The following is a 14,228-nucleotide window of genomic DNA, read 5'->3' on the forward strand; positions in this document are numbered from 1 at the left end:
AAAGGTGTATAAATTTTGTAAGAGTGCAACTTATTTTACACTCTTATCTGGAACAAAAAAACAAAGATTAATAAAATTAAGATTCAATATTTAACCAATCAGTATGGAACACACCGTCTTTATCAATACGTCTATAAGTATGAGCACCAAAATAGTCACGCTGAGCCTGAATTAAATTAGCCGGTAACACCGCTGAACGATAGCTATCATAATATGCTATTGCTGCCGATAAAGTAGGAACAGGTATGCCTTGTGAAACCGCTAAACAAATAACTTCGCGCAATGATTGTTGATAAGCTTCAACAGTTTTACAAAAATATGACGCCAATAGTAAATTATCAATATCATTATTTTCAGTATAAGCGTCCGTAATTTTCTGCAAAAATTGCGCTCTAATAATACATCCCGCTCTAAAGATCTTTGCAATTTCACCATAATTTAATTGCCAATGATAATGTTCTGATGCAGCCTTTAATTGCGAAAATCCTTGGGCATAAGAGATAATTTTGCCCATATAAAGGGCTTTACGTACTTTTTCAATTAGTGCTTGTTTATCACCTGTAAAAACTACTTTTTCCGGTCCTTTAAGAACTTTCGATGCAGTTACTCGCTGATCTTTAATTGCTGAAATATAACGAGCAAATACCGATTCAGTAATTAAAGATAATGGTTCACCTAAATCTAATGCACTTTGGCTTGTCCATTTTCCAGTTCCTTTATTACCCGCAACATCAAGAATCATATCAACCAAATAATCACCATTTTCATCTTTATATTTAAAGATGTCGGCTGTTATCTCAGTTAAATAACTATCTAATTCACCTTTATCCCAATCAGCAAAAACATCGGCAAGTTCATCATTTGTTAATCCTATTACATATTTTAAAACACTATAACTTTCTGCAATTAATTGCATGTCTCCATATTCAATACCATTGTGGGCCATTTTTACGTAATGTCCTGCTCCATTTGGACCAATATAAGTCACACAAGGTTCACCATTCGCTTTAGCGGCTATTTTTTCTAAAATTGGTGCAACTAACTCGTACGCCTCTTTTTGGCCACCAGGCATAATTGAAGGTCCTTTCAATGCACCTTCTTCACCACCTGAAATACCTGCTCCTATGAAGTTAAATCCTTCATCAGACAGTATTTTATTTCGACGAATAGTATCCTCAAAATAAGCATTACCACCATCAATAATGATATCACCTTTGTCTAATAAAGGTCTTAGCTCATCAATTACGGCATCTGTTCCTTTACCTGCTTGCACCATAATTAATATACGACGCGGTTTTTCTAATGAATTTACAAAATTTTCAATACTATAATAAGGAACCAATCGTTTATCAGAATGTTCAACCATCACTTGTTCTGTTTTATCTTTAGAGCGATTATAAATTGATACCGAAAATCCACAACTTTCAATATTAAGTGCTAGGTTTCGCCCCATAACGGCCATTCCAATGACACCGATTTGCTGTTTAGACATAATTTGGCTCCTTTATTTAATATCTATAGCCTTAAGAAGTTTTTAGTACTACTACAGTAATGCTTATTAACAATTAAGGTATATATTGCCATAAAAAAACCGTATCAATACATAATACGGTTTTTTTCATTATTTTAATTAAATTGCTTTGGAACTAAGTGAATCATGAACGCTTCATCATTTCAAAAAACTCGTCATTAGTTTTAGTCATGGCGAGTTTGTCAATTAAAAATTCCATTGCATCAATTTCACCCATTGGGTTGAGAATTTTACGTAAAATCCACATTTTTTGTAATTCATCAGGTGAAGTCATTAAATCTTCTTTACGCGTACCAGAACGATTAAAGTCAATAGCTGGGAATACGCGGCGTTCTGCAATTTTACGCGATAAATGTACTTCCATATTACCGGTACCCTTAAACTCTTCGTAAATAACTTCGTCCATTTTAGAGCCAGTATCAATTAAAGCAGTCGCAATAATTGTTAAACTACCGCCCTCTTCCACATTACGTGCTGCGCCAAAAAAGCGTTTAGGACGATGTAAGGCATTAGCATCAACACCACCAGTTAATACTTTACCTGATGATGGGATAACAGTGTTATATGCACGAGCTAAACGAGTAATTGAATCTAATAAAATAATAACATCTTTTTTATGTTCAACTAAACGTTTTGCACGTTCAATTACCATTTCAGCAACTTGAACATGCCTTGCTGCAGGCTCATCGAACGTAGAAGCTACAACTTCACCCTTGACTAAACGTTGCATTTCAGTAACTTCTTCTGGTCGTTCATCAATCATCAATACAACTAATTCACATTCTGGGTGATTTACCGCTAAGCTTTGTGCAATGTTTTGTAATAACATTGTTTTACCTGCTTTTGGTGGAGCTACAATTAAACCACGTTGACCTTTACCAATCGGTGAAGCTAAATCAAGCACTCTTGCTGTAATATCTTCTGTAGAACCATTACCACGCTCCATACGTAAGCGAGAATTAGGATGTAGAGGAGTTAGGTTTTCGAAAAGGATTTTATTGCGAGCGTCTTCAGGTTTATCGTGATTAACTTCATTTACTTTTAGTAACGCAAAATATCGCTCACCTTCTTTTGGTGGTCTAATTTTGCCGGCTATGGTATCGCCAGTTCTTAAATTGAATCGTCTAATTTGGCTTGGTGAAACATATATATCGTCAGGCCCAGCTAAATAAGAACTATCAGCAGAGCGCAAAAAACCAAAGCCATCTTGCAAAATTTCAAGTACACCATCGCCAAAAATATCTTCACCACTTTTAGCGTGCTGTTTTAATATTGCAAAAATAATATCTTGTTTTCTAAGGCGGGCAAGATTTTCAAGCCCCATTTTTTTCTCACCAAGCGCTATTAGCTCGGAAACAGAAGTGTTTTTTAATTCAGTTAAATTCATAGTTTATAAATTCTTGAGGATAAAATTGATATGTTTGCAATTACTGCTATTTTTGTATATTTCTTTCATTTACTTATAAAAAATTCTCTTTCTAGCAACGTGTAAAATTGATTTATTACTTTGCTTTCGATGATAATTATATATTTGGATATTGAATTTTCACCACTTTATCAAGAAAAACAATGGATTGCTGAAAGGTGTTTATGTAAGAGTTTAGCAATTTACACTAAATTTATGGGGATGTCTATATTTTTAGTTATATTTTATTGGAATAAAAAATAATAAGCGCCATTTTAAACGCTTATTATATTACTAAACAAATTTAGATTTTTATTAAAGCTGTGGTTCAATAAATGCTTTAAGTTGCGCTTTTGATGATTCGCCTACATGAGTAGCAATAACTTGACCATTTTTAAAAATTAATAACGTTGGAATACCACGAATACCAAATTTAGGGGCAATACTAGGATTTTGTTCCACATTTAATTTAGTAAAAATAATTTTGTCACCGTATTCTTCAGCGAGTTCCTCTAAAATAGGGGCAATTTGTTTACAAGGTCTACACCATTGAGCCCAAAAATCGACTAGAATCGGTTTAGTTGATTCATTTATCGTCTTATCAAATGTAGCTTCAGAAAGTGCAACAATGTTATGACTCATTTAATTATCTCCTAAGGAATTTATCTAAAATTATATTAGGATATTTTCATATCTACCGCTAGTAATTATTCTAATAGGACATAATTATTAGTGAAGTAGTTGTATTTAGTATGCTACAATTATCAAATTCTGATAATTATACTCTTAAACAATAATGATTCAATCTTATCTTACAAAAACAACTTTCAATCAATTTCCCCTTCATCCATTAGTCATCAAAGCGCTGGAGAAAAAAGGTTTCGTTTACTGTACCCCAATTCAAGAGCAAACATTGCCATTAACAACCAAAGGAATTGACATTGCAGGACAAGGACAAACCGGTACGGGCAAAACGATTGCGTTTTTGGCATCAACATTTAATCATTTATTGAATAATGATCCACTACCCGATCATAAATCTAATCAACCAAGAGCAATCATTATTGCACCAACACGTGAGTTGGTTGTACAAATATATAATGATGCTAAACCGCTTTCAGAAGAAACAGGTATTAAATTAGGATTAGCTTATGGTGGAGATGGTTATGATAAGCAATTAAAAATGCTTTCTGCTGGGGTTGATATGTTGATTGCAACGACAGGAAGATTAATTGATTATGCAAAACAAGATTATATCAATTTAAGTGCAATCCAAGTTGCAGTTTTAGATGAAGCTGATCGTATGTTTGATTTAGGCTTCATTCGTGATATTCGATGGATATTTAGGCATATGACTACACCACAAAATCGTCTCACAATGTTATTTTCTGCAACGTTAACCCATAATGTGCGTGAACTTGCCTTTGAATACATGAATGAACCACAATATGTTGAAGTCGAGCCCGAACAAAAAATTGGTCATAGAATAAAAGAAGAGTTATTTTTCCCATCAAATGAAGATAAACTAGCTTTATTACAAACGCTTATTGAAGAAGAATGGCCTGACCGTAGCATTGTATTTGCTAATACTAAAATAGCCTGCGAAAAAATTTGGCGTCATTTAGTGGCTGATGGCCATCGAGTAGGATTACTCACTGGTGATATCGCACAAAAAAAACGTCTATCCATTCTTGATAAATTTACTCAAGGCGATCTAGATATATTAGTAGCAACAGACGTAGCCGCCCGTGGCTTACATATTCCTAATGTTACCCATGTTTTTAACTACGATCTCCCTGATGATTGTGATGATTATAGGCATAGAATTGGCCGTACAGGACGAGCAGGGGCCGAAGGCTACTCAATTTCACTAGCTTGTGAACGTTATTCGCAAAACTTACCTGCTATTGAAAAAGCTATTGATCACGCTATTCCAGTTAGCCAATATGATCCTAAGGCCTTATTAAGTGATTTGCCAACACCTAGACCAATTAAAAAACCAATGCGTAGAAAACCATCATAAAAGGATTTTTTTGTGGTTAATCCCTGAATAAAAATCAATATAATACCACCATTAAAAACCAAATTTAATGATGGTATTTTTCTTATTACAAATTAATTTATTAACTCAAATCTTGCTTTTTGCTCAAGAAATCCTGATAAGCTAATTCAATTTTTTCTTTCGATTCAGAGGATAGTGTTCCAACATGTCGACCATGTAATGCACCATATAAACTAAATAGAATATTAATCGATAATTTTGGATTTTTACTTTTTATTCGATAAAAAGTTTCCAAATATCCAACTTCTTTAAAAATTTCTACATTGGTAATATCAGAGCTTACCATTAATTTTTCCAAAGAAACTGACATGTTGGGTAACGATTTTAAGCGACTTTGGCATTTAACCAATTTTTCGTCTAGATCTTGTTTGGCATGTTCAATGACCATTTTCACTATAGTATGCAATTTTTGTCGATCTTGGCGTAATGCATCATCTACTTTGTAGTAATCAAGCAGTTTATGTGATCCATCAAACACCAAATCTAGCGGTTGCATACCAAGTTCAACAAACATTGAGCGATACTTATCGTGGGCTCTCAAATAAACATCATTTTGATCTAACCAAGCAAACATAATTGATTCACTATTAAGACTAAATCCTCCAAAAAATGACCTTAAAGAAACGTCTTCAACGCAAGAAAACTCCTGTTTAATATTTACTGCTGTAGTTTTTAGCATATAAAATTCCCTTTTTCACTTACATTTATGAATAACTCTAATTAGTGAGTTTATGCTAAACTATATTAATTCTATTCATATTCAAACAACTATTTACGATTAATTAATAAATATGAGATCTGTCTTCCATAAATGAATATTTGTTTGATTTGTACTTGATTAATTATATTTTTTTTGCTCTAAAAAAAATATAAGACTTTTTCAGTAGTTAAATATATATCAAATCTTAATATTTCTTAAAAAAAGAAAAAACGCTTTGGCGTTGTTATTCTGTTGTAATAATTATACAATCACAGCTAATTCACTAAATGGTATCTATTATTGTCAATTTTAATCAACATGTTCAAAAACGTTATAATCACGCTTTTTATGTTTTATTCATTTGCCATATCAGCAGATAAAAAACCGCTGATTGAAGAACTGACATCCTGTAACCCTGACTTTTTTAATTACGTCTATGAGTATAGAGAAGAGTTAAAAAATCACACTAATATTAAAACTTTTAATCAGGATCAAGCTTATATTCCTGTTGAAAGTCGCACAGATACCAATAAAAACTTTATTTATTTTAAAACGCCAATTCAATATAAAAACCTAAAACTCATCGGCTATTATGATAGTGCAATGGATTTAAAAAAAATGGGTAAATATTATTTTTGGGGATTCATCATTGATAATGATATAAATGAAATACATGACAGTTTGGATTTTTTAGAGTGGAAAAATATGGAAGATAACCTTCTATATATCGCTAATCCAAAAATCCGAAATATTAATGACGATATTCTAGTTTGGCATAGAAACACTGGAACAGTTGTTGGTGTGAAAACAATTCCAGCACCAAATACCACCGAGAAGTTATTACTGCTTGAAAAAGGTGATAATATGCAGCTTCTTATTTGTTCTATTCAAGGCATAGTCACCAATAGTCTACTTCAGCAAGAACGCCCTGATATTTATGCAGATAAAGTTAAATAGCCGACTCGCCCATCTCACCTGTACGAATACGAATCACCTGTTCAACGTTATAAACGAATATTTTACCATCACCAATTTTACCTGTTTGTGCTGTTTTCATAATAGTTTCAATGCAGGTTTCTAAAATATCATCAGGTACAATAAGTTCTATTTTTACCTTTGGTAAAAAATCAACCATATATTCTGCACCACGATAAAGTTCAGTATGTCCTTTTTGACGACCAAAACCTTTCACTTCAGTCACAGTCATACCTGTAATACCTTGATCAGCAAGTGCTTCTCGAATATCATCTAATTTAAAAGGTTTGATGATTGCTTCAATTTTTTTCATATCTATTTACCCTTAATTCGAGATTACCAATTTTTAAATCCAAAAGCAGAAGTAATTGGATAACGCCTGCCTTTACCAAAATTACGAGTAGTGATTTTCGGTCCCACTGCTGATTGCCGTCTTTTATATTCGTTGATATCAACTAATTTAATCACTCGCCTTACAGTTGCTTCATCATAACCTTGCGTAATCAGTTGTTCAACGGAAAAATCTTGTTCAACATAGCTTTTTAATATTCCATCTAAAATATCATAAGGAGGCAAACTGTCTTCATCTTTTTGATCCGGAGCTAGCTCTGCTGAAGGAGGACGAGTAATAACGCGTTCAGGAATAACATACGATCGGCTATTTCGATATTTAGCTAATTCAAATACCATGGTTTTAGGTACATCTTTAAGCACATCAAATCCCCCAGCCATATCACCATACAGTGTAGCATAACCAACCGACATTTCGCTTTTATTACCTGTCGTTAATACTAACCTTCGACGTTTATTTGATAATGCCATTAAAATGACACCACGACAACGTGCTTGTAGATTCTCTTCTGTAGTATCTTTCTGAGTCCCCATAAACATAGGTGTTAAAGAAGACATAAATGCATCAAACATCGATTCAATTGAAATAATATCAAATTCAATTCCTAATATTTCCGCCTCTTCTTTTGCATCAGCGATACTAATATCAGCAGTATAACGAAATGGCATCATAACCGCCTGTACTTTATCTTTACCCAACGCATCAACGGCAATTGCCAATGTTAAAGCAGAATCAATACCACCAGATAACCCCAATACCGCTCCTTGGAAACCATTTTTGGTAATGTAATCGCGAGTCGCGAGAACTAATGCGTCATAAACATCAGCTAGTGGTTCATTTTTAGAAACAGAGACAGGTTGATAATTATGCCCCATTTGAAAAACGGAAATTTGCTCTTCAAAAGAGCTTAATTGATGAATGATATCGCCTTTTTCATTACATACAAATGATCCACCATCAAAAACAAGCTCGTCTTGACCACCTATTTGATTAACATAGATAATTGGTAAACCGGTTCTTAGAGCATGTTGTTTAATCAGTTCATGGCGATATTGCTGTTTTTCATAAGTATAAGGTGATGCATTGATAGAGATAACCAAATCTGCACAATTCGCATCAATTCGATCGATAGGTTCAGATTGCCATAGATCTTCGCAGATTAATAAACCAATTTTTTTACCTTTAAAATCAACAACGCAAGTTTGCTCACCAGCAGTAAAATAACGTTTTTCATCAAATACATCATAATTAGGTAATTGCTGTTTATGATAACACGCTAATTGCTGTCCTTCAAAAAACAATGATAACGCATTATAAACTACCCCATCTTGCCAATGGGGATGTCCAACAATTACTCCACATTGTTTACTAGATTGCTTAATAGCCAATAATGCTTGTTGGCAACGGTTTTTAAAATCGTTACGATAAATTAAATCTTCTGGCGGATAACCGCAAATTGCAAGTTCAGAGAAAATAATAAGATCATGAGATGAATAGTGTTGCATCAGTTCAATGATTTGCTGAGTATTACCTTCTATATCACCTACTCGCCAATTTTTTTGTGCTAATACTAAAGATAAGGACATATAAATTCAACATCACAGATAAAAATTGGCAGTAAGTTTAAATGATTCTAAGTTGCGCTGCCACTTTTTTATCGTTAACATGCAATATTAAATTGGCATATACTTGTTTGGAAATAATTATGCAAAAGATCCTCAATGTAGCTTTAGACAATCGCAGTTATCCCATTACAATTGGTGAGAACTTACTTAGTCAATTTGAACATTTTAAACTGCATAATGGTCAAAAAGTACTTATTGCCACAAATGACACCATTGCTCCAATTTATTTACAGCATCTAATTGATATGCTTGAAGCTAATGGCGTCAAAACAGATTTTGTTATAGTCCCTGATGGTGAAAAATACAAAACCATGGAAACATGGAACCAAATTTTAACCGCTTTACTTGCTAACAATCATACTCGAAGTAGTATACTTATTGCACTCGGTGGGGGGGTTATTGGTGATGTAGCCGGATTTGCGGCTTCTGCATATCAACGTGGAATTAAATTTATACAGGTTCCAACAACTCTATTATCTCAAGTCGATTCTTCGGTTGGCGGTAAAACTGCTATTAATCATCCTCTAGGTAAAAATATGATTGGTGCATTTTATCAGCCTCAATCAGTCGTAATTGATATTAATTGTTTAAAAACCTTACCACAAAGAGAGCTTTCTGCTGGCTTAGCTGAAGTAATTAAATATGGCATCATAATGGATAATGCATTTTTTAGTTGGTTAGAAACACATATTGATGATTTACTTAGTTTAAATGTAGATGCGTTAAGTTATTGTATTTATCGTTGCTGTGAATTAAAGGCTCAAGTGGTTGCCGCCGATGAAACCGAACAAGATATGCGCGCTATTTTAAATCTTGGTCATACCTATGGGCATGCCATTGAAGCCGAGCTCGGCTATGGCAATTGGTTACATGGCGAAGCAGTTAGTGTTGGTATGTTAATGGCGTCACAAACAGCCAAATTGCTAGGCCTGTTGGCAGATAAAGATATTGAAAGAATAAAAAATTTATTAATTAAAGCTAAACTGCCAGTTAAAAGACCAGAACAGATGGCAATCGAATCTTATATTCCCCATATGTTACGAGATAAAAAAGTTATTTCTGGTAAGCTTCGGCTAGTAATTCCAACTAAAATTGGTCAGGTTGAAGTAATGGATGGAATAGAGAAAAGTGTGGTACTTGAGTCAATAAAAAACTCATAAAATTTATTTAACTGCGTTAAATGATATTGTATATGTAAATAAAGGAGCACTAACAGTATGCTCCCTTTACCAATATAATAGACAATAAACTCAAGTATTATTGTCTATTCTTTAGTGATTTATAGATTATATTTAATATTAAACCAACGAATGCCACTGAAATAGCGATATAAAACGCATAGGTATAACTTCCACCATTATTTGCCAAAATATCAGCGGTTACTTTGGGGGCAAAAAAGGCTGCTGAAGAATAGCCTATAAAAATGACACCATAGTTTACGCCTTGATTAACTGGACCATAATTTTCCATTACCATTGGCGGGAAAACGCCCATCACACCACCAAAACATAAACCTAACGCTATAATTCCTATTGCAAAACCTATTTGCGATGGTATATATAAAAACGATATAAAAGCAAAGATAATTACCAAAAAAATGATATTCAATGTTTTATTTCGTCCTAGTTTATCTGACACCGTCCCCCAAACTACACGCCCTGCACAATTACTTAGTGAATATAAACTAACATAAAATGAGGCCACAACAGCTGTTAATCCAAACATTTGTTGCCCTATGCCAGAAGCATTTGATGCAATCATTAAACCTGAAAAAGCCCCTGTACCAAGCATAAAAAATATTAAGTAAAAATATGGAGTTTGTAACATTTCCAGCCAATTTTTATTAATAACAGATCCACCTTGTTGAGTATTAGTAGGAATCCAACCTTCTGGTTTATAATTAACCGGAGCAACTTTAATAAATAAACTCGCTACAATAACCACTACAAGATAAGAACATCCAAGTACTTGAAAAGCATGCAGAACACCATAATTTTCTATTAGAAAATGGCCAATCGGTGCAGCAACAATTGACGCACCTCCCATACCTGCTGTAATAATTCCGGATGCAAGACCTTTTTTATCCGGGAAAAACCTTATTGTATTACTCAAACAACCAGAATAGGCCAATCCTTGGCCAAAACCGCTTAATAATCCATAAGTTACATACAACATAATTGGACTGGTAACAAAACCTGTTAGAAAAAAACCAAGACCAAACAACAATCCGCCGATAACACTAGACCATTTTGCTAATCCTTTATCGGTCAAAAAGCCACCTAATATCATAGGAATCGGACCAACTGCTGCATTAATTGAAAATGCAATCATGACATCGGCTTTACTCCAGTTTTTTGCAAGACTTAATGGCTCAGCAAACACACTAAAAGCATAAATTGCCCCAGTACAGAGTAAAATCGAAGTTGAAGCAATCAGCACTACCCATCGATTTATAGTATTACTTATTTTCTCCATGATTTATATCCTTCCTTAGATTTATGTCGTGTGAAGCTGTTTTTCCTGCAATTCGACCAAATGTAAAAATATCAGTTAGAGAGTTACCGCCCAAACGATTACCAGCATGGATACCTCCTGCCACTTCACCTGCAGCATATAGACCTGAAATTTTATGTCCCTTACTATCTAATACATGAGTTTGTGTATCAATTCTTAAACCACCCATTGTATGATGCACTGCCGGTTTTCTTGGCGTTGCATAGAATGGCGGAATTTCAACTTTTAGATCAAACACATCTTTACCAAATTCAGGGTCGTGTCCAGCATCAACATAAGTATTATAATCAGCAATAGTTTGTTTAAAGATTGTCGGATCCATTGCTAGTTTTTCAGCTAACTCTTCTAAGGTATTAGCACAAAATAGCGTTCCGGCAGCAATTTGCTTATTAATTTTTTCTTGCGAAGTGTTGTAAGCCGTTTTTTTAATTTGCTCATCAGCAATTAAATAAAATAACCCACCATTATCAATAGCAGCCTGAGTAAGCTTATCTCGACTACCATATTCATTCACAAATCGCTTACCTTGTTTGTTTACCATAATGAAATTTTGCGGGGGTACTTGTAATCCACTGAATAATGCACCTGTATCAGGATCGGAAACCGGCATCATTTGAGAAAATCCCATACCAACCAAATCAGCGCCAACACTTTGCCCTAAAATAATACCATCGCCTGTAATAGCTGGTGAGTTAGAGGTTTTAATATCATCGTCAATCTCTGTCCAATAAGTATTATACTCTTTTAACATTTTAGTATTAGCACCAAAACCGCCTGATGCCAGGATGACTGCATTAGCTTTAACAGTAATTTTTTTACCATTTAAACCAGTACCAATAACTCCAGATACATGTCCATCCTCGACTATCAATTCTTTAACCGCCGTATCAGTAATGATAATGCCACCATGATCTTCAACATATTTCTGCAAAGCAGAAACATATGCATAGCCTTCACTTTTTAACGGTTTATGACCTCTACGCCATAAAGCACCAACTGGCATTGTCACGTCATGTTTGTCAAACTCAACACCAACATCTTCAAGCCACTTGACCGATTCTAACGCCTCATCGGTTAAAATCTTAACCAAATCATATTGACCATAAATAATATTACCTAATTGGTCTGTACGTTTACCACCAAGATAAGTTTGGATACGATGTAATAATGCTGAATCGAACAAATAACCCGTTTTACCCGTATTTTCAGCTAAATAGTTGGTAATTTGTTGTTTTAACTCTTTAAAATCATCAAGATATTCACTATCAATCGTTGACTCATCAATAGCTGAAATTTCCTGTAGAGTATGGCTTTCACCCGCAATAGCATCAAAGGTATTTTGCCATTGCGGATTTGCTGCATTCATTGGGCCGCCAGTCCGTACAGTATTACCACCAACTGCAGGAAATTTTTCAACAACAATTACCTTTTTACCTTCCTGCAAAATGCTTGCAGCAGCAGATAATCCAGCCCCACCAGCACCAACAACAACTACATCAGTAGTAAATTGTGCGTCAGAAGTATCGACAGCACTCGGTGCTTTCGGTCTTTTACGTAATACATCAGGATTAGCACCTGCCATTTTTATTGCTTTAGCAACCCCGTCGATGACACCATTACTCGTTACCGAAGCACCTGATAAAATATCAACATTAAGCGTCTGACCTTCAAGAATTTGTGAAGGAATACGCTTAAATACTACATCAGCAATTCCCTCTGATTCACCTTCAGTATCAATATCAATTGATTCAATACGATCAGTTGATAATGTAACAGCCATCGGTAAATCGCCATTATGCCCAGGAGCAGTTACATTATAGGTACCTGGTTCATAGGTGATTTCTTCCGGTACATTAAGTAAATTAGCAATTTGAGTAAAACGTAAAAATCGTAAAAAGCAACTTTCTAGAAAATCAATAGTACGTTCTGATTTAATATTTCCCTTTTCATCAAATGCGTGATGAGCACGGCCAAGCAAAAATTCATATCCTGGCATAACGGTTGCATTAACACCAGGAGCATCAAGAATTTGGCGTAAATGTAATTGAGCGCGAGAAGAGCCTTGTACATCATAAGATGCACCTACAATCATCACCGGTTTACCATCAAAAGGATGTAAATTAAATGAGAGCCACTCAAGGATGCTTTTCAAAGCTGAAGGAATAGAATGATTATGTTCTGGTGTTGCAATAATAACACCATCAGCTTCAATAATTTTATTATTAAAATACTGAATAATATCACAATTAGACTTATCATCTGACTCATTAAACATAGGGACATCGGTCAATTCTAATATTTCAATTTCCGCTTTATGCATAAAATGTTTTTGCATAAATTGAAGTAGCAGTCTGTTATAAGATTCTTGAGCATTAGTTCCAACAATTCCAATTAATTTCATGATAATGCTCCTTCTTCTGATGCCTCTTTCCAACTGAATTTTTTATTTTGCTCGGTATTAAATTTCCCTGTTGCAAGTAGTTGATTAGTTAAATTTACAAATAATAAAAATTCATCAAAACACTCTTCCAATTCTTTCACTTTATCTAAATAAACAAGATTACCTTTTTCATCAAAAGCTTGCAGTGATTGACCCAATAAAAATTCAGAACTAGGCATAATACGAGCTTTCAATTCGGGAGCATCTAGGATTTGCCTTAAATGAGCTTGGGCTCTTGAAGAACCTAACATACCATGCGATGCACCAACAATCATGACACATTTATTAATCAGTGGTCTGGTAGTATAAGACAACCATTCAATAGCGCTTTTCAATGCGGCTGTTATTGAATGATCATATTCTGGAGTCGCGATAATAATTCCATCAGCTGATTCAATTTTATCTGATAACATTTTTACCGCTAAAGGAGGGGTTTTATCCTTCGGTTCATTAAATGCTGGTAACGATTTTATTTCACAAACTTCAATTTCGGCTTTATCTGAAAAATGCTCTCTCATATAATGAAGTAATTTTCTATTAGTAGAACTATCTGAATTAGTTCCAACTATACCAACGAATTTCACTTTATAACCTCACTTAGTACCTTGCGGTACAATTAAATCA

Annotated in this window: 12 protein-coding genes; 3 read left to right on the plus strand and 9 right to left on the minus strand. The window is 34.3% G+C overall.

All coding sequences use genetic code 11. From position 1 onward, the window contains the following. Positions 1-76 precede the first annotated feature (76 nt). The 3 genes from gnd to trxA form a co-directional block, all read right to left on the minus strand. Positions 77-1,492 carry an NADP-dependent phosphogluconate dehydrogenase gene (gene gnd / locus AC5LXI_RS14395; RefSeq protein ID WP_493442953.1) on the minus strand — a complete coding sequence of 472 codons (1,416 nt, stop codon included), beginning with the start codon at positions 1,490-1,492 and terminating at the stop codon, positions 77-79. Positions 1,493-1,655: 163 nt separating this feature from the next. Beyond that, on the minus strand, positions 1,656-2,918 hold the full coding sequence (rho, locus tag AC5LXI_RS14400; RefSeq protein WP_493442954.1) for a transcription termination factor Rho: 1,263 nt from the start codon (positions 2,916-2,918) through the stop codon (positions 1,656-1,658). Positions 2,919-3,251: 333 nt separating this feature from the next. Next, a complete protein-coding gene (gene trxA / locus AC5LXI_RS14405; RefSeq protein WP_493442955.1) occupies positions 3,252-3,578 on the minus strand; it encodes a thioredoxin TrxA in 327 nt (108 codons plus the stop codon). Between the two features lie 154 nt (positions 3,579-3,732). Between trxA and rhlB the strand changes: the two genes are divergently transcribed. Then, complete coding sequence (gene rhlB / locus AC5LXI_RS14410) at positions 3,733-4,959, plus strand: ATP-dependent RNA helicase RhlB (RefSeq protein WP_493442956.1); 1,227 nt, start codon at positions 3,733-3,735, stop codon at positions 4,957-4,959. 100 nt (positions 4,960-5,059) lie between these two features. Here rhlB and AC5LXI_RS14415 read toward each other — a convergent pair whose 3' ends face one another. After that, on the minus strand, positions 5,060-5,677 hold the full coding sequence (locus tag AC5LXI_RS14415; protein ID WP_493442957.1) for a TfoX/Sxy family DNA transformation protein: 618 nt from the start codon (positions 5,675-5,677) through the stop codon (positions 5,060-5,062). Between the two features lie 369 nt (positions 5,678-6,046). Here AC5LXI_RS14415 and AC5LXI_RS14420 point away from each other — a divergent pair, with 369 nt between their 5' ends. Beyond that, complete coding sequence (locus tag AC5LXI_RS14420; protein WP_493442958.1) at positions 6,047-6,655, plus strand: hypothetical protein; 609 nt, start codon at positions 6,047-6,049, stop codon at positions 6,653-6,655. Here AC5LXI_RS14420 and glnB read toward each other — a convergent pair. Together glnB and AC5LXI_RS14430 are read right to left on the minus strand one after the other, a co-directional pair. Then, entirely contained in the window at positions 6,648-6,986 is a 339-nt protein-coding gene (gene glnB / locus AC5LXI_RS14425; protein WP_493442959.1) for a nitrogen regulatory protein P-II, read from the minus strand. The genes AC5LXI_RS14420 and glnB overlap by 8 nt on opposite strands. Before the next feature lie 23 nt (positions 6,987-7,009). Further along, on the minus strand, positions 7,010-8,617 hold the full coding sequence (locus tag AC5LXI_RS14430; protein ID WP_493444322.1) for an NAD+ synthase: 1,608 nt from the start codon (positions 8,615-8,617) through the stop codon (positions 7,010-7,012). Positions 8,618-8,730: 113 nt separating this feature from the next. Here AC5LXI_RS14430 and aroB point away from each other — a divergent pair, with 113 nt between their 5' ends. Next, on the plus strand, positions 8,731-9,810 hold the full coding sequence (gene aroB / locus AC5LXI_RS14435; RefSeq protein ID WP_493442960.1) for a 3-dehydroquinate synthase: 1,080 nt from the start codon (positions 8,731-8,733) through the stop codon (positions 9,808-9,810). 97 nt (positions 9,811-9,907) lie between these two features. On the opposite strand, the gene AC5LXI_RS14440 is transcribed toward aroB, so the two are convergent. The 3 genes from AC5LXI_RS14440 to AC5LXI_RS14450 are packed head-to-tail and all read right to left on the minus strand — an operon-like array spanning position 9,908 to position 14,188. Further along, on the minus strand, positions 9,908-11,116 hold the full coding sequence (locus AC5LXI_RS14440; protein ID WP_493444323.1) for an L-lactate MFS transporter: 1,209 nt from the start codon (positions 11,114-11,116) through the stop codon (positions 9,908-9,910). Continuing rightward, positions 11,109-13,565, minus strand: a complete 2,457-nt coding sequence (locus AC5LXI_RS14445; protein WP_493442961.1) for a flavocytochrome c — start codon at positions 13,563-13,565, stop codon at positions 11,109-11,111. Before AC5LXI_RS14445 ends, AC5LXI_RS14440 begins: the two co-directional genes overlap by 8 nt. Continuing rightward, entirely contained in the window at positions 13,562-14,188 is a 627-nt protein-coding gene (locus AC5LXI_RS14450; protein ID WP_493442962.1) for an NADPH-dependent FMN reductase, read from the minus strand. The genes AC5LXI_RS14445 and AC5LXI_RS14450 overlap by 4 nt, the downstream gene beginning before the upstream one ends. Between the last annotated feature and the right edge of the window lie 40 nt (positions 14,189-14,228).

It is taken from the genome of Gilliamella sp. LMG 34361 (assembly GCF_984569075.1).

Bases quoted from the DNA above. Each gene is read 5' to 3' on its own strand.
- gnd (WP_493442953.1), bottom strand. From the start codon at position 1,492: ATGTCTAAACAGCAAATCGGTGTCATTGGAATGGCCGTTATGGGGCGA.
- rho (WP_493442954.1), bottom strand. From the start codon at position 2,918: ATGAATTTAACTGAATTAAAAAACACTTCTGTTTCCGAGCTAATAGCG.
- trxA (WP_493442955.1), bottom strand. From the start codon at position 3,578: ATGAGTCATAACATTGTTGCACTTTCTGAAGCTACATTTGATAAGACG.
- rhlB (WP_493442956.1), top strand. From the start codon at position 3,733: ATGATTCAATCTTATCTTACAAAAACAACTTTCAATCAATTTCCCCTT.
- AC5LXI_RS14415 (WP_493442957.1), bottom strand. From the start codon at position 5,677: ATGCTAAAAACTACAGCAGTAAATATTAAACAGGAGTTTTCTTGCGTT.
- AC5LXI_RS14420 (WP_493442958.1), top strand. From the start codon at position 6,047: ATGTTTTATTCATTTGCCATATCAGCAGATAAAAAACCGCTGATTGAA.
- glnB (WP_493442959.1), bottom strand. From the start codon at position 6,986: ATGAAAAAAATTGAAGCAATCATCAAACCTTTTAAATTAGATGATATT.
- aroB (WP_493442960.1), top strand. From the start codon at position 8,731: ATGCAAAAGATCCTCAATGTAGCTTTAGACAATCGCAGTTATCCCATT.
- AC5LXI_RS14445 (WP_493442961.1), bottom strand. From the start codon at position 13,565: ATGAAATTAATTGGAATTGTTGGAACTAATGCTCAAGAATCTTATAAC.